We start from the raw sequence: 20,124 nt of genomic DNA, 5'->3' as shown, positions 1-20,124 counted from the left end.
TCGACCCCCGAAAAGCGGTCGCGGCGATCGTCTGCGCTGGGCTAAGGTCGTGCGCTTTGGTGTCCAACGCCGGTGGGCACCCGGGCGATGGGGGTGGATGCGGTGCGGCTGTACGCGGTGGTGGCGGCGGGAGGGTTCCGGCGCTATGCCACTTACCGGACCGCGACGGCGGCGGGGGTGTTCACCAACACCGTCTTCGGCTTCATCATGGCGTACACCTATACGGCGCTGTGGGACGAGCGCCCGCAACTCGGCGGCTACGACATGTCCCAGGCGCTCACCTACGTATGGCTGGGCCAGGCGCTGCTGATGACCTGCGCCATGATGGGCGGCGGCTTCGAGGACGAACTGATCGAGCGGATCCGTACCGGCGATGTCGCGGTCGATCTCTACCGGCCCGCTGACCTCCAACTGTGGTGGATGGCAGGCGACTTGGGCCGGGCCGCCTTCCATCTGCTGGGCCGGGGCATCGTACCGATGCTGCTGGGCTCGCTCGCCTTCGATCTGGCGCTGCCCGCCTCGCCGGGGATCTGGCTGGCCTTCCTCGTCTCGGTGGCGCTCGGTGTCCTGGTCAGTTTCGCGATCCGCTATCTGGTGGCGCTCTCCGCGTTCTGGCTGCTGGACGGGGCGGGGGTGGCGCAGATGACCTCCCTGGCCGGGATGTTCTTCTCCGGGATGCTGCTGCCGCTGACGTTGTTCCCCGGGGTGCTGGGCGATGTGGCGCGGGTGCTGCCGTGGTCCTCGCTGCTCCAGGTGCCGGCGGATGTGCTGCTCGGCAAGAGCACGGGGTGGGGGCTGGTGGAGGCATACGCCTTCCAGGGCGGCTGGGCGCTCACGCTGCTGCTGGTGGGGCGCTCGGTGCAGTCGGTGGCGACGAGGAGGGTGGTGGTTCAGGGTGGCTGAGACGGCCGGTGCGGTGGAAGCGGCGGAGGTGGCCGGGGCGGCGGCGGACGTGCCCGCGGTGGTGTTCGTCGAGCGGTCGCGGTTCGTCGAGGGGGTCCGGGCATACGGGCTGATCGCGGCGATGTGGCTGCGCTCGACGATGGCGTACCGCGCCTCGTTCGCGATGACGGCGTTCGGGAACTTCGCGGTGACCGCCTTCGACTTCGTCGCGATCCTGCTGATGTTCCAGCACGTGGACGCGCTGGGCGGTTACACGCTGCCGGAGATCGCGCTGCTGTACGGGGCCTCGGGCACCGCGTTCGGTCTCGCGGATCTGGTGATGGGCTCGATGGACCGGCTGGGGCGGCGGGTGCGCGACGGCACGCTGGACACGCTGCTGGTGCGGCCGGCGCCGGTGCTGGCCCAGGTCGCCGCGGACCGGTTCGCGCTGCGCAGGATGGGGCGGATCACCCAGGGGGCGCTGGTTCTCGGGTACGCGCTGGTGACGCTGGACATCGACTGGACCCCGCTGAAGGCGGCGATGATCGTGCTGATGCTGCTGAGCGGGGCGGCGATCTTCGCGGCGGTGTTCGTGGCCGGGGCGGCGTTCCAGTTCGTCGCGCAGGACGCCTCCGAGGTGCAGAACTCCTTCACGTACGGAGGGAACACGCTGCTCCAGTACCCGCCGTCGATCTTCGGGAAGGACCTGGTGCGCGGGGTCACGTTCGTGGTGCCGCTGGCCTTCGTGAACTGGCTGCCCGCGCTGTACGTCCTGGGCCGGGACTATCCGCTGGACCTGCCGGAGTGGGTGGCGTTCCTGCCCCCGGTGGTGGCGGGGCTGTGCTGGCTGCTCGCGGGCCTGGCCTGGCGCCGGGGCCTGCGCGCGTACCGCAGCACGGGAAGCTGACGGAAACACGGAACATTGAGCACCGAGCACCGAACACCGAGCAGGGCGAGGGCATCGGACATGAACGCAGAAACCGACACCGACTTCATCGAACTCGACCACGTCGAAAAGGTCTTCGACGTGCGCCGCAAGACCGGCTTCATGCGCGCTGAACGCCGTCAGGTGCGGGCGGTCGACTCCATCAGCTTCCGCGTCGCGCGCGGCGAGATGGTCGGCTACATCGGCCCGAACGGCGCCGGGAAGTCGACCACGATCAAGATGCTGACCGGCATCCTCACCCCGAGCGGCGGCCGGCTGCGGGTGGCGGGCATCGACCCTTCCAGGGAGCGTACGAGGCTGGCGCACCGGATCGGTGTGGTGTTCGGCCAGCGCACCACGCTCTGGTGGGACCTGCCGTTGCGTGACTCGTACCGGCTGATGCACCGGATGTACCGGATTCCCGATGCCCGCTACCGGGAGAATCTGGACCGCTGTGTCGAACTCCTCGATCTGGCCGAGCTGTTGGACGTCCCCGTGCGGCAGCTGTCGTTGGGGCAGCGGATGCGCGGAGACATCGCGGCGGCGCTGCTGCACGATCCCGAGGTGCTGTACCTGGACGAGCCGACGATCGGCCTGGACGTCGTCTCCAAGGCCAAAGTCCGGGGATTCCTGAGGGACTTGAATGCCGAACGCGGCACGACCGTGCTGCTCACCACGCACGATCTGACCGATATCGAGCAGCTCTGCAAGCGCGTGATGGTGATCGACCACGGCCGTCTGATGTACGACGGGGCGCTCGCCGGACTGCATGAGGTGGGCGAGAGCGAGCGGATGCTGGTGGTCGATCTTGAGCGTCAACTCCCGCCGATCCGGCTTGAGTCGGCTTCGGTCCGTACAGTGAAGGTGGAGGGGCCGCGTCAGTGGCTGGCCTTCCCGTCCTCGGAGTCGGCGGCGCCGCTGGTCGCCAGGATCGCCGCGGACTATCCGCTGGTCGACCTCTCGGTGCGGGAGCCGGACATCGAGGCCGTGATCGCGAAGATGTACGCGTCGGCCGGCGGGTGACCGTTGGACCAGTGGATCGGTGACGGGAGCGTACACGTTCAATAGGCTGCGCGGTATGACAAGTGACCTTCCGGAAATGCGTGCTTCGGACGCCGAGCGTGAGCGTGTCGCCGAGATCCTGCGCGAGGCGGTGGCCGAGGGCCGGCTGGAGATGGAGGAGTTCGAGCAGCGGCTCGAAGCGGCCTACAAGGCGCGTACGCATGGGGAGTTGGCACCGATCGTCCGCGATCTCCCGGCGCCGGGCACCCAGTTGTCCCCGTTGTCCCCGGCAGGTTCCGCCCCCGCCCCCGCGGTGGCCGGTTCGGCGGTGCGCTGGGCCGACCGTGTCGGCAAGCCCGCCACGTCGGGCGGTGCGTTCGCGTTCTGGGGCGGGTTCGGCCGCCGGGGTAACTGGACAGTGGCCCGGAAGTTCACCGCGTTCGCGATGTGGGGCGGCGGCGAGATCGATCTGCGCGAGGCGAACTTCGAGGACCGCGAGGTGGTCATCCGCTGCTTCACGATCATGGGCGGCATGCACGTGACGGTCCCGCCCGAGCTGAATGTCGAGGTCAGGGGCATCGGCATCATGGGCGGCTTCGGGGAGCACTCGAAGGACGAGGGCGTTCCCTCACCGGATGCCCCGCGGGTACGGATCACCGGGTTCGCGCTGATGGGCGGCGTCGGGGTGGAGCGCAAGCGGAGCAGAGCGGAGAAGCAGCGGCTGAAGGGCGCGGCGCGGGAGCGGGAGCTGGACCGTGAGCGCGAGCGGGGGCGGCTGGAGAAGGGCGAGGGGCGCGCCGGCTAGGGCTCTTCCGAGCACACCGCCTCCGCCGCTGCCGGGCGGGCCCCGAACCGTCCCCCGGCCCCGTCCCGCCGTCAGAGCCGGTCCGAGACCGGTCCGTGGTGTTCCAGGGCCGCCGGGTCCACCAGTGAGCCCAGCCGCTGGTAGCCCGTGTCGTTCAGGTGGAGGTGGTCGCCGCAGTCGTAGGCGGGCAGGAGGCGGGCCGGGTGGTACGGGTCGCGGGCCGCCCTGTCGAAGTCGATGACCGAGTCGAAGACCCCGCCCGCCCTGATCAGCTCGTTGACCCGTTCCCGTACGGCCTCCTGTGCGGGTGTCCAGGAGCGGTACCCCTCGTACGGCATCAGGGTCGCCCCGACGGCCCGCAGTCCGCGGGCGTGGGCGCGGTGGGTCATGGACCGCAGAGCGTCCGTGATGCGCCGCGGGTCGGTCTCCTGCGGGAACTGCTGTACGTCGTTGATGCCGAGCGCGATGACGACCGTCCTCACCCCGGCGACGCCCAGTACGTCGCGGTCGAAGCGGGCGCTCGCCCGTACGCCGCCTCCGTCGCGCAGGATGCGGTTGCCCGAGATCCCCGCGTTGGCCACCCCGTACCGGCCGCGCAGCCGGTCGGCGAGCACGTCGGGCCAGCGGCTGTTCGCGTCGACGGTGGAGCAGGTGCCCGCGGTGAGCGAGTCGCCGATCACCGCGATCGTTCCGGCGACGGTGGCGGCTGCGCTCTCGTTGCGTACGTCTACGGCGGTGAGGTAGCGCCAGCTGGTCGTGCTCCAGGTGCCGTGCTCGTCCTCCACGTACGACGTCTGGTGGGAGCCGGGGTGGACGGTGACGGGGCCCTCGGCGGTGGGGGTGCGCAGGGTGACGACGAGATCGGCGTCGGCGGCGACCGGGAGGAGCACCGGGTCGCTGACGATCCGCCCGCCCGCGGCGACGGTCGCGGTCCCGGCGCCCCGGAAGGTCACCGGGCGGGTGTTCACCGTGGCGTGGTCGATGACCAGCGGGTGCGTACCGAAGAGGTTGGAGAGGGTGATGCGGGCGGCGTCGCCACCGATGCTGGTGTGCACGACGTTACGGATGGTGCGCCGGGTCAGGTCGCTGCCGCGGTACGTGTCGCTCACCCCGGCGACGGGAGCCGCCGCCCAGGTGGCGGTCCACAGGCCGGTGGAGTGCGCCGGTGCGGCGGGAGTACGGGCCACGGACCGTTGCTCGGGCACGGCGATCCGCTCCGGCCGGGCGCCGGGGCCGGAGAACAGCAGGGAGCCGGCGAACGCCACACCGGCGGCGAGCGCGGCGGTGCCCGCCACGAGGGTGATGAGCAGGGCGTACCCCTGGCGCCTGGGCATGGGCGGTGTGTCTCCTCGTGGTTATCGGACTGATCCCATGATGGGGCAAGGTGTCGGGAACTCGACGTGCGGCCCGGGAGTAGGTCAGGTAGGGACAATGCGTACGGGGCACCGGGGGCGATGCGTACGCGGACGGGTGGAGCGGATGGAACGGATCGATGGGACCGGACCCGGGGAACAGGGTGCGGGACAGCCGGGGCATGCCCGGGAGCAGGTGGCGGGCGTGCCCCGTCCCGCGCCGGGCGTCCGCCCGGCCCCCCTCGCCTCGTTCGCGTACACCGCGGCCGACGAGGAGAAGCGTCGCGGCGTACGCCGGATGAAGACCACGGCCACGGGCCTCCTTCTGCTGGTCGCGCTCGTGTACGTCCTCGCCACCTGGGCGAAGAACGCGGGTGTGGGCGGCTGGCCGGGCTTCGTCGCCGCGGCCGCCGAGGCGGGGATGGTGGGTGCGCTGGCCGACTGGTTCGCCGTCACGGCGCTGTTCAAGCGTCCGCTCGGCCTGCCGATCCCGCACACCGCCATCATCCCCACCAAGAAGGACCAGCTCGGAGCCTCCCTGGGTTCCTTCGTCGGCGAGAATTTTCTCTCCGGCGATGTCGTGCGCAGCCGGATCCACGCCCTCGAAATCGGCGGCAGGCTCGGTGCCTGGCTGGCCGAACCGGAGCACGCCGACCGGGTCACCGCCGAGCTGTCGACCGCGCTGCGCGGCGCGCTGACGGTGCTCCGGGACTCCGATGTGCAGGCCGTGGTGGCCGAGGCGATCACCCGGCGGGCCAACGCGGCGGAGATCGCCCCCGGGCTCGGCAAGATGCTGGAGAAGATCGTCGCCGACGGCGGCCACCGCAGGGTGGTGGACCTGATCTGTGTGCGCGCCCACGACTGGCTGGTGCTGCACGGCGATTCGGTGATGGACGCGGTGCAGGGCGGGGCGCCGGGCTGGACGCCGCGGTTCGTCGACAAGCGGGTGGGCGAGCGGGTCTACAAGGAACTGCTGCGCTTCATCACCGAGATGCGGGACATGCCGGGGCACCCGGCGCGCGGTGCGATCGACACGTTCCTGACGGACTTCGCGGCCGACCTCCAGACGGACTCGGACACCCGGGCGCGGGCGGAGCGGCTGAAGTCGGAGATCCTGGGGCGCGGCGAGGTCCAGGACGTCATCGCGTCGGCCTGGTCGTCGGTGCGCACGATGATGCTCGCTGCGGCGGAGGACGAGCAGAGCGAACTACGGCTGCGGGCGCGGGCCTCACTGCTGACCTTCGGCGCGCGGCTCGCGACGGACGGGCGGATGCAGACCAAGCTGGAGGGCTGGCTGGAGGACGCGGCGGTCCATGTCGTCACGAGGTACCGCGCGGAGATCACCTCGCTGATCAGTGACACGGTCGCGAGCTGGGACGCGGACCAGACGTCGAAGAAGATCGAGGCACACATCGGCCGTGACCTGCAGTTCATCCGGATCAACGGCACGGTGGTGGGCGCGCTGGCGGGGCTGCTGATCTATACGGTGTCGCGGGCGTTCGGCGCGTAACGCCACCGCTCCGAGAGGGGCTCCGGGTGCGCACCCGTCCTGTCGTACGGATACGCACCCGGCTTACGCGGGGGAGTGCCCTTGAATACGGCCCGGCTCCCGCCCGCGTTCAACGCGTCCGGAAAATCATCACCGGCTGTCTGCCGGCCGGTCTCAGACGGCCCGGCGGGTGACCGCCCACGACGCGGCGGCCACGCCGCCCGCCACGGCGAAGACCGCGGGCCAGGCGCCGACCTTCTTGGCCAGCGGGTGCGAACCGGCGAACGCGGCGACATACGCCGTGCTCAGCCCGACGGCCGCGCGCGGCCCGGCCTGCCGGTTCCACTCGTACGCGGCGACGGTGCCCGCGGCGGCCAGCGCGACCCCGCCCAGCGGCCGCTTCCCGGTCCACCGCGCGACGGCGTATCCGCCGACCAGCCCGCCCGCCGCCACCGCCGCTGCCGGAACCTTCGCCATCGCAGCCACCTTCGCCTTCTTGTTCCTTGTCGTCCGGACTCGACTCGTTCTTGTCCGGGGCGTCCGGACTCGACTCGCAGCCCGGGGCTTCGAGGCTAACGCGGTGTGCGGTCCTCCTGTCGCCGAGGGGGTGCACAGCCGTTTACCCTGAGGGGTGAACGCGCGTGCACCCCTGCGCGAGCCACCTGCCGCCGAGCACCGTACGGAGACCCATGCCCGCGGACATACCCGCCCCGACCGCCACCGCTGCCACGGACAGGGCCCCGCACCCCCGCTTCGCCGTCGGCGTGCTGGCCTTCTGTGGTGTGGTGGTCGCGGTCATGCAGACCATTGTCGTACCGTTGCTCCCGCACATCCCGGCCCTCACCGGCGCCACCCCGGCCGCCGCCAGCTGGCTGGTCACCGTCACCCTGCTCACCGGCGCCGTCTTCACGCCCGTCCTGGGCCGGGTCGGTGACATGTACGGCAAACGGCGGGTGCTCGTCGCCTCGCTCGGGGTGCTGGTGATGGGCTCGGTCCTGTGCGCGGTCAGCTCCCACATCGGGGTACTGATCGCGGGCCGCGCCCTGCAAGGGGCGGCGCTCGCCGTCGCACCGCTGGGCATCAGCATCCTGCGCGACGAACTCCCGCCCGAGCGGGTGCTGTCCGCCGTGGCGCTGATGAGCTCGACGCTCGGCATCGGCGCGGCGATCGGGCTGCCGGTCGCGGCGCTCGTCGTCGAGAACTTCGACTGGCACACGATGTTCTGGGTCTCGGGCGCGGTCGGTGTCATCGACATCGTGCTGGTGCTGTGGTTCGTACCGGAATCCCCGCTCCGCACCCGCGGCCGTTTCGACGCCGTCGGTGCGCTGGGTCTGTCCGGGGCCCTGGTCTGTCTGCTGCTCGCGGTCACCCAGGGCGCCGACTGGGGCTGGACGTCGACCCGGACGGTCGGACTGCTGGTGGCCGCCCTCGTCGTGGCGCTGGTCTGGGGCGCGTACGAGCTGCGCGTCCCGACCCCCATGGTCGACCTGCGGGTCTCGGCCCGCCCGGCCATCCTGTTCACCAATGTCGCCGCCCTGCTGATCGGCTTCGCCTTCTACGCGAACTCGCTGGTCACCGCCCAGATGGTGCAGGAGCCGAAGTCGACGGGTTACGGGCCCGGCGCCTCGATCGTCGTCAGCGGGCTGTGTCTGCTGCCGGGCGGCGTGATGATGGTGGCGCTGTCGCCGGTCTCGGCGCGGATCTCCGCGAAGTACGGTCCGAAGGTCAGCCTGGCGCTGGCGGCGGGGGTGATCGCGGCCGGATACGTGGTGCGGTACTTCACCAGCCACAGCCTCTGGCTGATCATCGCCGGTGCGACCGTCGTCGCCTCCGGCACGGCCATCGCGTACTCGGCGCTGCCCGCGCTGGTCATGCGCGGCGTCCCGGTCAGCGAGACGGGCGCGGCCAACGGCCTCAACACCCTGATGCGGTCGATCGGGCAGGCCTTTTGCAGTGCGACGGTGGCCGCGGTCCTCGCCAACCTCACGTTCCTGGTGGGCGGCCGGACGGCCCCGACGCTCCACGCCTACCAGGTGGTCTTCCTGATCGCGGCGGGCGCGGCGCTCGCGGCGCTGCTGGTCACGCTGTGCCTGCCGGGCAGCCGTACACCCGCGACGGGTACGGTCGAAGAGAGCCGCGACACCCCGGGCGACCGGAAGGACGGTGTGCGGACGATGCCGATCCAGGAGAGCGCATGATCAGCGGCCGGGCCACCGTGCCGGCGCCGGGTGCCGTGGACGCGGCCGGCAGCGGCCGGGACGCGATCCTGCGCGCCGCCCGCCGGGCGTTCACCCAGCGCCCGTACGCCGAGGTGACCATCAGGGGGATCGCGGCGGATGCCGGAGTGAGCGCGTCCCTGGTCGTCAAGCACTTCGGCCGCAAGGAGGAGCTCTTCAACACCGTCGCCGACTTCGGCCCGGCGGCCGCCGAACTCTTCGACGCCCCGCTCGGCACGCTCGGCCGCCACATGGTGGTGACGCTGGTGAACCGCCGCCGGGAGCTGCAGTCCGACCCGCTGCTGCGGGTCGTCTTCTCGCTCGGCAACCGCGACGAACGCTCCCTGCTGCGCGACCGCTTCCACGAACAGGTCACCGATGCCCTGGCGGCCCGCCTCACCGGCCCCGAACGCACCCTGCGCGCCGAACTGATCGCCGGCCACCTCCTCGGCCTCGGCGCCACCCTCAGCCTCCACCGCGAGGGCGCGGGCGCCGAGGCCACCCCCGAACACCTCGCGGACCTGTACGCACCCGCGTTGCAGACCTTGATCACGGGGTGACGGATCCGCGTAGCCGGACCGGGATGTATGGTCTGGGCCAACCAAACGAGGGGGGGCCTCATGTTCATCCGTAGCAACGCGCGTGGCGCTGCGACAGCCGTGGCCGCGGCAGCGGTTCTCGGCGCGTTCCTGGTGGGCTGCACCGGCCCCACCACCTCTCAGGGGCCGGGTGACGACGTTCCCTACGTGGCACCGTCCGCCAACGAGGCCGCCGCGTCCAAGGCGGCCGACGCCGCCGCCGCGGCGAGGAGCGCCTCGGACGAGGCGAGCGCGAACGCGGAAGCGGAAGCGGCGGCCGAGGCCGCCGCGAACAGGCCGGTGGCCGTGCGCGACGCCTTCGCCGGCCTCCAGGCCACCCTGAACGACAACTGCACCCCGGGATCGCCGAACTGCGCCTACTTCCTGGGCCGGGTCAACGACGAACTGGCCGGCCTGGACAAGTCCATGAAGGCGGACGCCCAGGGGCCCGGCCACTTCAGGGAACCGCTGGCCTGGATCAGCACCCTGCGCAAGACGCTGGACGGCGACACCTCCACGGAGAACCTGGAGATGCATCGCTCCGAACTGCTGGGCACCCGCGACCGCATCAACACCTGGATGCAGGGCCACCCGGAGGACTACCGCTGACGGTTCGAGGCCGTACGCATCTACTGCATTCCAAGGTCCTCGCACGAGAGAGGGGCCGCCCCCGGGACGGCCCCTCTCGGTCTGTGCGGTGGTGCGGCGGGATCAGTGGAAGATGACGGAACGCAGCTTCAGCCGCTCGGAGGCGTGGCCGCCGTCCGGCCGCAGGACGAAGATGTCGCCCTCGCAGTCGGCCTCCGAGAACACGACGGCCGTCGAGTCCGTGTAGTTGCGCGGGGAGTGAGCGGGGCTCGACGAACCGGGATCCGCGACCTCGGGCAGGTTGATGCAGCTCCTGCTCGGCGGGTCGGACAGGATGCCGACCTGCGGGGAGCCGTCGAGACCGCTGAACGTGTACCTGAACTCGCCCCAGGCCGCATTGGCGGAGGTCGGCACAGTCACGATGAGCGCGAGTGCGCCGAAGGCGGCAGCGACGGTGGAACGAAGACGCATGGCGGGCACTCCTTGTGCGGGAAAGATCGAAGCGCACCAAGTCTGTGCCGCTGACCTGCGGTTACGGTCGGATGCGAGGGTCCGTCACCCGGAAGAGAGCTGCCGAATCGGTTCTGCCGACGGCCATATGGGTCATGCGCTTCACTCGCGGGCTCGGGCCAGGCTTCGGCGTTCCCTGCCGGTCGCTGCGCCGGTCACTTCTTGCGGCCGTCCCAGGGAGAACCGAACCAGCCGTCGAAGGACCGCAGCAGGGCCAGCAGAGCCGCCCCCAGCCGCCAGTCCGATTCGGGTGCGTGCAGCTGCAGCCGGTCCCCGAACGGTCTGAAGTCCAGGAGCAGTCGGCCACCCGCGCGCCACCGGATGCGCCGGGGGGCGCGGGGCAGGTCGCTTGCGTTGAACACGGCGATGAGCAACGCGAATGGCAGCAGAGGGGACAGCGGCCAGCACACGAGCCACCAGAACATCCGGCCCTTGTAACCCACCGCTTCAGGGAGGCCGGGCTGTGCCACCGTCCAGCGGGTTCGTACACCCCTGCCTCTGAGCGCCTTCTCGCGTACGAGAGTGCCGATGACCTCGCCGTGCGCGCCGAGCACCTGATACGTCGCCACCCCGTTGTGTGCCGACTGAGTCACCACGGTGGCCACCCGGCTGCCACGGTGTTCGTCGGCCCACAGGACGAACGAGCGGGCACCGGTCTTGTGCGCCGCGAGGTAGGCGGGTATGCCGCCGGGCGGGAGTTCGCGCTCCACATACGCGACAGCCCGGGGCGGCCCTGATCCGTCGGTGAAATCGACCACGTTCCTGACAATTGGAGGGGCGCCCTCTGCCTCCATGTCACTGAGCCTCGCCGGAGGAATCCTCATGGTCAGATCGGCTGTCACTCTGCATGCTCCTTCGTGCTGTGTCCTGTGAACGTGGGGAAGGCGGCCCCGTCGGCACCGCCCTGCGACCAGAGGTCAGGCGCCGTTCGTGGTGATGACCCGGACGGCGGCGGCGCCCAGGCCCGGTGCCGCTCTCCGTGCGAGTTCGAGGGCATCGGCCTGATCCGCCGCGTCCGCCACGGTGATGCTCACGTAGTCGGATCGCAGAGCCGCGTAGACGACCGGGTGCTCAGCGACCACCGCCTCGTACGCGGCGGTCGCCTCGGTCGGGAGGGCGCCGTTGACGTCGGACTGGACGGAGATGCCGGGCCGCACATCACGCCCCGTGGAGACCACGACCGATGTCACATCCGATGGCGGCCGGTGCCGGCCGCCCTTGCCGACCAGGTCGTCGAACACCGCCATGGCGCCGGCGGAGTCGACTGCGGTGACCTCGGACTTCCAGCGGTGGACCTTCTTCCAGGTCGAACCACTGATATCGCCGTCCACCACCCGTTCGTCGGCCGTCAGCGACCGCCACAGTGCCACGACTTCGCGGGCACGCGTCTCGTCCGCGTCAACGGTGATGGTGATGCCGTCCGCCGTGATCCGGCCGGTGACCGAGTCGTTGCGCGCGACGTACTCCCTCAACTCGTCCGCTCGCTCGGCCACGCGGTCGGGCGGGGTACCGTCCTTGAGGACGAGCACCCCGGTCGCGGTTCCGCTGAAGGGCAGGGTGTTGTTCTTGGTGGTGCGGACCTGTTCGACGTCCGACGTGCCGGCCCAGTCCTTCTCGAAATCCGCAGCGAGTGCTGTGCCCTCGTCGATGGCGCAGCCGCTCAGCAGGGGCAGGGCCAGTGCGAACGCGATGATCGGTATCGGCCACCGCGAGGCGTTGCTTCTCACTGCCGTCTCCTTGAAAGCGGGTGTGAGCAGGCGGAAGCGGATCGGCCTCTGGGCCTGGCCTGCAGTAGTCATGACAGCCGTAGCTTACGGCGCTGTTCGCTGACGGGAAGCAGGTTTGCCTTACCTCACGGCTGGCATCCACCAGCTGACAGCAGGCATCCGACGGTCCGGGCAACACCGTGACGGCGCACGAACTCGCTTCGGCCGTCTTCGCTCACGCCTTAGTGTGGCGCGGTGATGACACAGATGATCGTGCTCAACGGTGGTTCCAGCTCGGGGAAGTCGGGGATCGCCCGGTGCCTCCAGGCGGTTCTGCCGGACCCCTGGCTGACCTTCGGGACGGACACGCTGGTCGATGCGATGCCCGCCGCCATGCGCGCGTCGGACGCGGGCATCGAGTTCGCTCCGGACGGAGAGGTGGTCGTCGGCCCCGAGTTCCGTACGTTGGAGGCGGCGTGGATCGAGGGTGTCGCCGCGATGGCCCGCGCGGGGGCCCGGGTCATCGTCGACGAGGTCTTCCTCGGCGGGCCGGCGTCCCAGCAACGATGGCAGAAGGCGCTCGACGGAGTGCGGGTGTTGTGGGTCGGTGTCCGCTGCGAGAGTGCGGCCGCCGCGGCCCGTGAGGTCGCGCGCGGCGACCGGGTCGTGGGGATGGCGGCATCACAGGCGGACCTGGTCCACCGGGGCGTGTTCTACGACCTGGAGGTGGACACGACGCGGAGCGAGTCCATGGAGTGCGCGCGGACCATTGCCGCGCACGTCGAGTGATCTCGTTGGGTTTGCTGTGCTGTTGCTGTGACCCGCGGCGCGCACCGAAAGCGCCTTCGCCCCCGTTACGGCCACAGGGCCGTGACGGGGGCGTGTGCGAGGGGAGACGTCAGTTGGCGGGGGCCTGGTAGAGGCCCCGGCCGGCGCGGTGGGCCCGGGAGGTGGCGACGAGCCGGTCGAGGGTGCTGCGCACGGTGTTGATGCCGTTGGGGCTGAGCTCACGCCCCAGGGCCTCCGTGACCTGACGGGCGCGGACGGGGGTGTTGCCGAACGACGCCAGCACCTTCATGGCCATCTCGGTGAGGCTGGCACTGTCGTCGACGACGGGCGTGGCAGGTGCGGCCTTCTTCGTCGCCCTGGCCTTCGCGGGCTTGGCGTCCTTGGTGTCCTTTGCGTCCTTCGTGTCCTTGGCGGGCGCGGCGGCCTTGTCGGCCTTCACGGCAACGGCCTTCTTGGCCTGCCCGCGCTCGCTCTTCGGCTTGGCTGCAGCCGGCTTGCCGCCCTTGGGCGCGGACGCCTTGCGGGCGGCGCGACGCGCGGGGGCGGCCGCTGCCGGGGCGGCGGAGTCGACGATGGACTCCTGCGCCTGCTGCGGAATCCGGAGAGCGACACCGCTCTCCGCCTCGGGCTCGGCCTTCACCTCGGCCACTGCCTTGACGTCCTCGTCCTTCTCCTCTGCCTTCGCCTCGGTGTTCGCGGAGGGAACGGAAGAAGTGGACAGGACCCGCAGCGCTGTCAGAGCGGTACGCACCGACTCCAGGCGCTCCGTGACAGTCGCGAGTTCCTTCCCCAGGGCCTGCTGCTGCCCTTCCAGGCGCGGAAGTTCCGCCTCCAGCAAGGCAGTTGTTGCGTCGATGGTGCCGAGTGCGGTGGTCTCGGAGGTCATGTTGTCGCCCTTCTGTCCCGGCCGACCGTTGGTGACCGATTGTTGCAGGGTAAGGGGCGTTGTGTTGTGGCCGGAAATCGACCTTCGATGCGAACTGTCGAGAAGGCACCTTCAACACGGACCGCCAGTGTCCTGAACCCCCCTGCCGCGTGTCCCGGAATTCGCGTGATCGACACTCATTTGGCCGCACAAACTGCGGTGGCCGCCGCGCGAGGCGCCACCGCAGACTGTCGTGCTGTCAGCCGACGGGGACCAATGTGAGGTAGGCCAGCCCGAGCACTTCCCGGTAGCCCTTCAGCCAGCTCGCCCGGTGCCGGTCCACTCGCTCCCGTGTTTCGTCGGCCAGCGGGTGATCGTGATGGGCGGCCAGCCACTCCTCCACGTCGGACTGGTAGCCGGACTCGAACTCCTCCCATTCGTCGTTGTTGGCCGTCTCGATCCAGGCGGGGCGGAACCCGCACTCGACGGCGAGATCGACGAGTCCGGACAGGTCGGGGAACTCGTCGGCGCGGGCGTCCGGCCACATCGCGTCGAGTTCGGCCGGTGTGGGGACGCGCTGCCAGAAGGATTCACCGAGGAGGACGCGTCCCCCGGGCCGGACCAGCCGTCGCAGCGCGTGCAGTGCGGCGGTGGTGTGCTCGGGCGGCTGCGCGTCGCTGAGCGCGTGGCTGGCTCCGAGACACAGGACGAGGTCGGCAGGGTCGAGGGTCGTCCCGGCGGCGGATTCTTCGACGAACTTCACGCGGTCGGCCAGCGCACGGCCCTCGGCGTTCTCGCGTCCCCGGGCGATGTCCGCGCCGTTGAGGTCGATGCCGAGACCAGTCGCCCCGGGCACCGCCTCAAGGGTGCGGAGCATCAGCTCCCCCCAGCCACAACCGATGTCGAGGACCGTCGACGGTGTCGCTGAGGCAAGCCTGCCGATGATCCGTGCGGCCCGGGCCTCGGAAAGGGGGCCGTGGAAGGTGAGTCGGGTGAGGCGCGGCGGGAGATCTTTTTCATCCATGTGGCGCAACGCTAGCTCCGCAAGCCTGCCCCGGACATCGAGTTTCGGCGGGGGCCGTCGGGCCGCACCTCGCGGCCCCCACCGCACCCCTGGCTCAGCTGCCCGAGCCGGTGTTGACTGCGTTGCGCCAGACGGTCAGGTCCAGGGTCATGTAGGTGCTGGGCGAGTCCTCGGACGAGAAGCCCTGGACCGTTACGAGACCCATGTGGCCCGAACCCGTGGTGACACAGACCTGTCGACCCTTGGAGAGCCTGTTCACGTAGATGTTCTTGGTGAACCGGGTGTCCGCGCGGCAGGCGGCGAGCGATCCCTCCTGCCCCGGATCGAGCAGCACCAGGTTCCCGTCCATGCTCTCCGCGTCGAGATATCCGCCGGTGTCGTAGGAGAGTTCGTACTCGCCGTCCTCGCCGTCCCGCGGCCGGACGTCGTCGTCCCCGAGCGTCAGGTGGTAGCCGGCGGTGAGGTTGATGCCTTTGTAGTCGACGGGCTTCGGCTCGGGCTTGGCGCTCGGCTTCCCGCTGGTCTCCGTACCCCCGTTGCCCGACTCCTCGCCCTGCGGCGATCCGCCTGAAGTGCCGTTTCCCTGGGCGGAGTTGTCGTTCTGCGCCTGCTTCCCCTCGTCCTTGAGCAGGGAGTAGATCGTCGCGCCTCCGGCGATCCCGACGACCAGTGCGGCGGCGATGGCGATGACCGCGCCCCGGCTGCCCTTGCGTTTCGCGGGCTGCGGCGCCTGGGGCATGAGGTGCCCGGGGTACGGCTGCGCATGCGTCGGGAACTGGGCGGGGGCGTAGGCGCGGGCCTGCGCTTGAGCCTGGGCCTGGGCCTGGGCCTGGGCCTGGGTCTGGGCTTGAGCGGGTGTGCGGTACGGCCCGTGGGTCTGAGCGTGCTGAGTGGGCTGCGCGTGCTGAGCGGGCTGGGCGTGTGGGGGCGGGACGGGCGGACCGTATCCCGGGGGCGGGGTGGCCGGAGCGACCGGCGTGGTCGGCGAGTAGGCCGCGGGTGGGGCGGAGGCCGGCGGAGGCGGGGTCTGGACAGGGGCGGGGGCAGCCGCGCGTACGGTGATGTCGGCGGCGACCGAGCCCGGCAGCCAGTCCTCGGGGCGGCGCAGCACCGTCTCCGCGTTCGCGGTCCGGCAGAGCTCGATGATCTCGCTGATCGACGGCCTGGCCCCGGGATCCTTGGCCAGGCAGCGGGTGACCAGCTCGACCAGCCGCTCGGGGACCGCGCTGAGGTCGGGCTCCTCATGGACGATCCGGTAGAGCACGCCGTGCGAGGTCCCCTCGCCGAAGGCCGGGGATCCGGTGGACGCGTACGCCGCGACCTGACCGAGCGCGAAGATGTCGGTGGCCGGGGTCACCTTGCGCCCCGCGGCCTGCTCCGGTGCCATGAACGACGGGGTGCCGATGGTGACGCCGCTGCCGGTGAGCGAGGTCGCGTCGGCGGCGTAGGCGATACCGAAGTCGATGACGCGGGGCCCGTCGGCGGCGAGCAGCACATTGGACGGCTTGAGGTCGCGGTGCACGATGCCCGCACCATGGATGACGTGCAGCGCCTTGGCCATCCCGGCGATCAGCAGCAGCACCGCCTCGGCAGGCAGCGCCCCGTGCGCGACGACCGCGTCGGCGAGCGAGGGCCCCGGCACGTACGCGGTGGCCAGCCAGGGCTGCGCGCCCTCGGTGTCGGCGTCGATGACGGGCGCAGTGAACAGCCCCTGCACGCGCTGCGCCGACTGCACTTCCTGCGCGAAGCGACGACGGAACTCGGGGTCCTCCCCGAACTCCGGCCGGATCACCTTGATGGCCACGGGCCGACCACCGGGCGTGTACGACAGATACACCTTGCCCATCCCGCCCGCACCGAGCTTGGCGGCGAGTCGGTATCCGGCGATGGTGGTCGGATCGTCCCCCGCGAGAGGCTGGAAGACCTGGGAGGCACTGCCTCGTTCCGGTTGCTGACTGCTCATCAATTCACGTCCCCCGAAGCGCGCCGATGTCGAACGGCACCCTATCCAAGGACGGCCGCCGCCATCCGGCCCCGAGGGACGCCGGATCCCCCCTCGATGCCCCGATCCCTTGACGACCAGGACCGCTGACCACCCCGACGGGGCCGTCGTCCTCAATCGTTATGCGGGACTAATGGGATGAGCGAAGCGTTATGTGACATAAGTGAATTGAGGTGGCTTGACCGGCCTACCCGGTCGCAGGAAGCTGAGCCGCCCCCACGGCAGCCCCCTCATTTCCCACCCTCACCGTTGGATTGCCCATGCGCTCACTCGTCCCCGCAGGCACGCTCACGGCCGCCGTGGCCGCGGCCCTGATGCTCGCCCCTACGGCATACGCCACCGCCCCCGGCGACAACGGCACCGTAAAGATCCACGACGCCGCGACCGGTGAGGAGCTCCGTAAGAACGAGCCTCACGTATGCACCTTCTATCTCGACGCCTTCGGCTTCGATGCCGACCAGGACGTCGACTGGCACATCGAAGCCTGGGCCCCGACCGCCGACGTCAAGGGCGAAACCGTGAAGTCCGGTTCGCTGACGCTCGACGGCGAGGGGCACCGCCGTTCGCAGGACCAGTCCCTGCCCGACGGCCATTACAAGCTGTTCTGGAACTTCGACGGCGAGCACGGCCGCGCAAAGCACAAGGTCTTCTGGGTCGACTGCGACGGCGATACGCAGCCGGGCGGCGGCAAGCCGTCGGCATCCACGTCGTCCGCCCCGGAAGGCGCGGCCCCGACGTCCTCGGCGTCCGCCCCGGAGGGCACCGCCCCGTCGTCCGGGGCCTTTGCGCCCTCGTCGTCACCGTCCACGCAGACCGGCGGCGACCTCGCCGAGACCGGTAACGGCGCGCCCGTGGGCCTGTTGTCCGCGGCGGCCGCCGCGCTGGTCGCGGCCGGCGGCTACCTGGTGCTCCGCCGCCGCAAGGCGCAGCAGCAGCACTGACGCACCACTGCCCCTGTGCCCCCGTGCCCCGTAGTTGCTTACGGGTGCGGGGGCACAGTGCTGCGTGCCTGTCCTCGGCCGGTCCGAGGCAGCTCACCGCGCGGCGGTCACATCACCACGACCTGCACCGAGATCATCACAGATGGATCACTCGGGCGATCCACTGCTCACAACAGACCCTAACGTTGGCCCATGTCCGAAATACCATCACGGGTCGAACTGTGCCCGCTCACCCTCTCCGACCAGGACGAGTTCTGCTCGCTCGTGCGGGCCAGCACCGAGCTGCACCTGCCATGGATGCAACTGCCCGCGACCGCGGAGGAGTTCCAGGCCTGGATGCGGCGCTTCGACGACGGCACCAACCTGGGCTTTCTGATCCGCGTCCGAGAGACCGGCGAAGCCGCCGGCACGGTCAACATCAACTCGATCATCCGGGGCCGCTACCAGGGCGCGTCCCTCGGCTATGCGGCCTTCGCCCCGTCCGCAGGGCAGGGTTACATGACCGAAGGGCTCACCGTCACCCTGCAGCACGCCTTCACCGACCTGCGGCTCCACCGGCTGGAGGCCAACATTCAGCCGGCGAACAAAGCATCCCTGACCCTGGCCCAGCGCCTGGGCTTCCGTTACGAAGGGCTGTCGCCCGCCTACCTCTACATCGACGGGGCCTGGCGCGACCACGAGCGCTGGGCCATCACCGCGCCACACCCCTGGACACCCGATCCCTCCCTTCCAGAGGTATGAGCCACACGGCGGCCGCTGATGAAACACGTCCTGGGTCCATGCCCGGGGCCGGGCACGGCCGCTGGGGGACTGCTGGGCCCCCGCTCTGCGTCTGCCGCTAGAGTGCGATGCTTGTTCGATTCGCCGTGGGGCGGAGGGGGATTCGCTGTGAGCGCGCAATTGAGGGACACCGCCGTGGAGTTGGCGGAGATATTGTGGCGGGAACACACCGTGTACCGGGAGCGGTCCGGCGGCGCGGTCATCCGGGGTGAGCATGTACGGCGGTGGATCAGCCTCGCCCCGGCGGGCGGCCGGGACGAGATCCTCGTACGTGCGGGGCGCATCCTGGACGGCGGTACCACCGCTCCGGCGCGTTCGGAGGCCGTGGTGCCCCTCTCCGCCGGTACAGGCGCGCTCGCCGCGACCTGCCGTCGCCTGCTCGCCGAGGCGGCGGCCGATGCGACGCCGGTCGCGCCAGGACGGGCAGCGCCCGAGCCGTCCAAGCGGTCCGCGAAGGCCGCGCGGCCCAAAGGCATGGGGAAACACACCGGTTTCGGTTCATGGGTGATCCTCGCCTGCGTCGCCGGTGTGATCGCCCTGTACGTCTACGGCACCGCGATGCACCGCTGACGACCTCACCCACGATTGGCAGCGGCACCGTGGGCCGTGTCTACCGGCTTTCCGCCAGCCGGGATCCCGCCGGAGTGCGGCGATAGAGCACCGACCGTCCGGACCGGGCGCGTGTGACGAGGCCCGCCCGGTGCAGCACACCCAGGTGGTACGACACCGTCGCGGGGCTGAGGAAGTGGCGTGCCGCGAGTTGCGCGGTGGAAGCCGGTCGCGCCAGCGCCGCGAGCAGCCCGGCGCGGGTGGGTCCGAGCAGCCTGGCCAGCTCGGTGGAGGAGGTCGTCGGCGCGGTGGCCCTGTCGCGCACGGGATAGGCCACCATCGGTGGCCTCTGTCCGTCCGGCACCGGGTCCACTGTCACGCCCGGCCCCGCCGCCACCAGCGATGGCACCACGATCACCAGGGACACGACCAGCTCCACCGTGAACCGGCTGTCGACGCGCAGCGTGCCGTCGGCCCACCGGATGCCGGGATGCAGCGAGTTGAAGAGCCTGGCTGCGCCGCGCCGGGCAAGCACACCGGCGCACCGGTCGACCTCCGATTCCAGGGCGGCTTTCGCGCCCTCCCAGTGTGGGGCGAATGCCAGGTCCCAGTAGCGCCGCAGTTCCTTCGCGGCCTGCCGGGCGACGTACCCGCCGCCCCGGGCCATTGCCCGTCGCACCTCCGGAGGCAGCTCCGACCCCGCCAGGCCGTTGCACGGGCGGCCGTTGCGCAGCGCTTCCAGTTCGCCCATGACCCGCTCAGGCGGGGTGTGCCGGACCCGCTCCAGCTCCTCCTCGATGGTGGGCGAGGGCCCGGACGGATGCGGACTGAGGAAATCCGGCACATAACCGCCGCCGTCCAGGGCCAGCTCCGACAGCAGAGGCAGCGGCGCATGGCGCAGCACGCGCCGGGCACGCGTGACCCATGGATCGACGTCCGAGCCCGGACACAAGCCCCATGGCAGCAGCGTCGCCGCGACCTCGTGCAACGGCGAGAGCGCGAAGCGGGAACGGGCCAGCCCGCCGGCGTCCACGGTGAGTTCGATCACGGCCCCCCGCTGCCCCCGTCCGGTGTCCCTTCGAACCTGCTCGAATCGTGGCACGAAAGCTCGCCCGGTGGTC

General features: G+C 70.7%; 21 protein-coding genes. 12 read left to right on the top strand and 9 right to left on the bottom strand.

Annotated elements, in window-relative coordinates:
- The first annotated feature begins 102 nt into the window (after positions 1-102).
- From OG507_RS14685 to OG507_RS14670, 4 genes are all read left to right on the top strand, one after another.
- The gene (locus OG507_RS14685; RefSeq protein ID WP_327371972.1) at positions 103-903 is read left to right on the top strand and encodes an ABC transporter permease; all 801 of its coding nucleotides are present in this window, start codon (positions 103-105) and stop codon (positions 901-903) included.
- A gap of 49 nt (positions 904-952) precedes the next feature.
- Entirely contained in the window at positions 953-1,789 is an 837-nt protein-coding gene (locus tag OG507_RS14680; protein WP_327371971.1) for an ABC transporter permease, read from the top strand.
- A gap of 60 nt (positions 1,790-1,849) precedes the next feature.
- Complete coding sequence (locus OG507_RS14675) at positions 1,850-2,830, top strand: ABC transporter ATP-binding protein (protein ID WP_327367645.1); 981 nt, start codon at positions 1,850-1,852, stop codon at positions 2,828-2,830.
- Between the two features lie 76 nt (positions 2,831-2,906).
- Positions 2,907-3,614, top strand: a complete 708-nt coding sequence (locus OG507_RS14670) for a DUF1707 SHOCT-like domain-containing protein (RefSeq protein ID WP_327371970.1) — start codon at positions 2,907-2,909, stop codon at positions 3,612-3,614.
- A 71-nt stretch (positions 3,615-3,685) separates the two neighbouring features.
- On the opposite strand, the gene OG507_RS14665 is transcribed toward OG507_RS14670, so the two are convergent.
- A complete protein-coding gene (locus tag OG507_RS14665; protein WP_327367644.1) occupies positions 3,686-4,948 on the bottom strand; it encodes an SGNH/GDSL hydrolase family protein in 1,263 nt (420 codons plus the stop codon).
- Positions 4,949-5,093: 145 nt separating this feature from the next.
- Between OG507_RS14665 and OG507_RS14660 the strand changes: the two genes are divergently transcribed.
- Entirely contained in the window at positions 5,094-6,476 is a 1,383-nt protein-coding gene (locus OG507_RS14660) for a DUF445 domain-containing protein (RefSeq protein WP_327367643.1), read from the top strand.
- 153 nt (positions 6,477-6,629) lie between these two features.
- Here OG507_RS14660 and OG507_RS14655 read toward each other — a convergent pair whose 3' ends face one another.
- Complete coding sequence (locus tag OG507_RS14655; protein ID WP_327367642.1) at positions 6,630-6,932, bottom strand: hypothetical protein; 303 nt, start codon at positions 6,930-6,932, stop codon at positions 6,630-6,632.
- A 212-nt stretch (positions 6,933-7,144) separates the two neighbouring features.
- Between OG507_RS14655 and OG507_RS14650 the strand changes: the two genes are divergently transcribed.
- Genes OG507_RS14650 through OG507_RS14640 form a run of 3 tightly spaced genes read left to right on the top strand, consistent with a single transcriptional unit; the run spans position 7,145 to position 9,858 of the window.
- Positions 7,145-8,653 carry an MFS transporter gene (locus OG507_RS14650; RefSeq protein ID WP_327367641.1) on the top strand — a complete coding sequence of 503 codons (1,509 nt, stop codon included), beginning with the start codon at positions 7,145-7,147 and terminating at the stop codon, positions 8,651-8,653.
- Positions 8,650-9,231: a TetR/AcrR family transcriptional regulator gene (locus OG507_RS14645; RefSeq protein WP_327367640.1), complete on the top strand. Its 582-nt coding sequence runs from the start codon at positions 8,650-8,652 to the stop codon at positions 9,229-9,231. The genes OG507_RS14650 and OG507_RS14645 overlap by 4 nt, the downstream gene beginning before the upstream one ends.
- Positions 9,232-9,291: 60 nt before the next feature.
- Complete coding sequence (locus OG507_RS14640) at positions 9,292-9,858, top strand: hypothetical protein (RefSeq protein WP_327367639.1); 567 nt, start codon at positions 9,292-9,294, stop codon at positions 9,856-9,858.
- A 102-nt stretch (positions 9,859-9,960) separates the two neighbouring features.
- Here the strand turns inward: OG507_RS14640 and OG507_RS14635 are convergent, their stop codons facing one another.
- From OG507_RS14635 to OG507_RS14625, 3 genes are all read right to left on the bottom strand, one after another.
- On the bottom strand, positions 9,961-10,308 hold the full coding sequence (locus tag OG507_RS14635; protein ID WP_327367638.1) for a hypothetical protein: 348 nt from the start codon (positions 10,306-10,308) through the stop codon (positions 9,961-9,963).
- Positions 10,309-10,502: 194 nt separating this feature from the next.
- A complete protein-coding gene (locus OG507_RS14630; protein ID WP_327367637.1) occupies positions 10,503-11,105 on the bottom strand; it encodes a hypothetical protein in 603 nt (200 codons plus the stop codon).
- Between the two features lie 159 nt (positions 11,106-11,264).
- Positions 11,265-12,074: a hypothetical protein gene (locus OG507_RS14625; RefSeq protein WP_327367636.1), complete on the bottom strand. Its 810-nt coding sequence runs from the start codon at positions 12,072-12,074 to the stop codon at positions 11,265-11,267.
- A 246-nt stretch (positions 12,075-12,320) separates the two neighbouring features.
- On the opposite strand from OG507_RS14625, the gene cpt reads away from it, so the two are divergent.
- On the top strand, positions 12,321-12,842 hold the full coding sequence (gene cpt / locus OG507_RS14620) for a chloramphenicol phosphotransferase CPT (RefSeq protein ID WP_327371969.1): 522 nt from the start codon (positions 12,321-12,323) through the stop codon (positions 12,840-12,842).
- Between the two features lie 109 nt (positions 12,843-12,951).
- Here cpt and OG507_RS14615 read toward each other — a convergent pair whose 3' ends face one another.
- The 3 genes from OG507_RS14615 to OG507_RS14605 form a co-directional block, all read right to left on the bottom strand.
- Entirely contained in the window at positions 12,952-13,728 is a 777-nt protein-coding gene (locus OG507_RS14615) for a hypothetical protein (protein WP_327367635.1), read from the bottom strand.
- A 238-nt stretch (positions 13,729-13,966) separates the two neighbouring features.
- The gene (locus tag OG507_RS14610) at positions 13,967-14,731 is read right to left on the bottom strand and encodes an SAM-dependent methyltransferase (RefSeq protein ID WP_327367634.1); all 765 of its coding nucleotides are present in this window, start codon (positions 14,729-14,731) and stop codon (positions 13,967-13,969) included.
- Positions 14,732-14,825: 94 nt separating this feature from the next.
- The gene (locus OG507_RS14605) at positions 14,826-16,694 is read right to left on the bottom strand and encodes a serine/threonine-protein kinase (protein ID WP_327367633.1); all 1,869 of its coding nucleotides are present in this window, start codon (positions 16,692-16,694) and stop codon (positions 14,826-14,828) included.
- A gap of 299 nt (positions 16,695-16,993) precedes the next feature.
- Between OG507_RS14605 and OG507_RS14600 the strand changes: the two genes are divergently transcribed.
- The 3 genes from OG507_RS14600 to OG507_RS14590 all read left to right on the top strand — a co-directional run bounded on the left by OG507_RS14600 (position 16,994) and on the right by OG507_RS14590 (position 19,024).
- Positions 16,994-17,674: an LPXTG cell wall anchor domain-containing protein gene (locus OG507_RS14600; protein ID WP_327367632.1), complete on the top strand. Its 681-nt coding sequence runs from the start codon at positions 16,994-16,996 to the stop codon at positions 17,672-17,674.
- A gap of 192 nt (positions 17,675-17,866) precedes the next feature.
- A complete protein-coding gene (locus OG507_RS14595; protein ID WP_327367631.1) occupies positions 17,867-18,415 on the top strand; it encodes a GNAT family N-acetyltransferase in 549 nt (182 codons plus the stop codon).
- 147 nt (positions 18,416-18,562) lie between these two features.
- Positions 18,563-19,024 (top strand): hypothetical protein, encoded by a 462-nt coding sequence (locus OG507_RS14590; protein ID WP_327367630.1) that lies wholly within the window; start codon positions 18,563-18,565, stop codon positions 19,022-19,024.
- 40 nt (positions 19,025-19,064) lie between these two features.
- Here the strand turns inward: OG507_RS14590 and OG507_RS14585 are convergent, their stop codons facing one another.
- On the bottom strand, positions 19,065-20,051 hold the full coding sequence (locus OG507_RS14585) for an ArsR/SmtB family transcription factor (protein ID WP_327367629.1): 987 nt from the start codon (positions 20,049-20,051) through the stop codon (positions 19,065-19,067).
- Positions 20,052-20,124: the final 73 nt, after the last annotated feature.

The sequence above is a fragment of the Streptomyces sp. NBC_01217 genome, from assembly GCF_035994185.1.
Classification (GTDB): Bacteria; Actinomycetota; Actinomycetes; order Streptomycetales; family Streptomycetaceae; genus Streptomyces.
Note: the sequence above shows the minus strand (reverse complement) of the source record. Positions and strands in the feature narration are given on the sequence as shown.

Bases quoted from the DNA above. Each gene is read 5' to 3' on its own strand.
- OG507_RS14675 (WP_327367645.1), top strand. From the start codon at position 1,850: ATGAACGCAGAAACCGACACCGACTTCATCGAACTCGACCACGTCGAA.
- OG507_RS14670 (WP_327371970.1), top strand. From the start codon at position 2,907: ATGCGTGCTTCGGACGCCGAGCGTGAGCGTGTCGCCGAGATCCTGCGC.
- OG507_RS14665 (WP_327367644.1), bottom strand. From the start codon at position 4,948: ATGCCCAGGCGCCAGGGGTACGCCCTGCTCATCACCCTCGTGGCGGGC.
- OG507_RS14660 (WP_327367643.1), top strand. From the start codon at position 5,094: ATGGAACGGATCGATGGGACCGGACCCGGGGAACAGGGTGCGGGACAG.
- OG507_RS14655 (WP_327367642.1), bottom strand. From the start codon at position 6,932: ATGGCGAAGGTTCCGGCAGCGGCGGTGGCGGCGGGCGGGCTGGTCGGC.
- OG507_RS14650 (WP_327367641.1), top strand. From the start codon at position 7,145: ATGCCCGCGGACATACCCGCCCCGACCGCCACCGCTGCCACGGACAGG.
- OG507_RS14645 (WP_327367640.1), top strand. From the start codon at position 8,650: ATGATCAGCGGCCGGGCCACCGTGCCGGCGCCGGGTGCCGTGGACGCG.
- OG507_RS14640 (WP_327367639.1), top strand. From the start codon at position 9,292: ATGTTCATCCGTAGCAACGCGCGTGGCGCTGCGACAGCCGTGGCCGCG.
- OG507_RS14635 (WP_327367638.1), bottom strand. From the start codon at position 10,308: ATGCGTCTTCGTTCCACCGTCGCTGCCGCCTTCGGCGCACTCGCGCTC.
- cpt (WP_327371969.1), top strand. From the start codon at position 12,321: ATGATCGTGCTCAACGGTGGTTCCAGCTCGGGGAAGTCGGGGATCGCC.
- OG507_RS14615 (WP_327367635.1), bottom strand. From the start codon at position 13,728: ATGACCTCCGAGACCACCGCACTCGGCACCATCGACGCAACAACTGCC.
- OG507_RS14610 (WP_327367634.1), bottom strand. From the start codon at position 14,731: ATGGATGAAAAAGATCTCCCGCCGCGCCTCACCCGACTCACCTTCCAC.
- OG507_RS14605 (WP_327367633.1), bottom strand. From the start codon at position 16,694: ATGAGCAGTCAGCAACCGGAACGAGGCAGTGCCTCCCAGGTCTTCCAG.
- OG507_RS14600 (WP_327367632.1), top strand. From the start codon at position 16,994: ATGCGCTCACTCGTCCCCGCAGGCACGCTCACGGCCGCCGTGGCCGCG.
- OG507_RS14595 (WP_327367631.1), top strand. From the start codon at position 17,867: ATGTCCGAAATACCATCACGGGTCGAACTGTGCCCGCTCACCCTCTCC.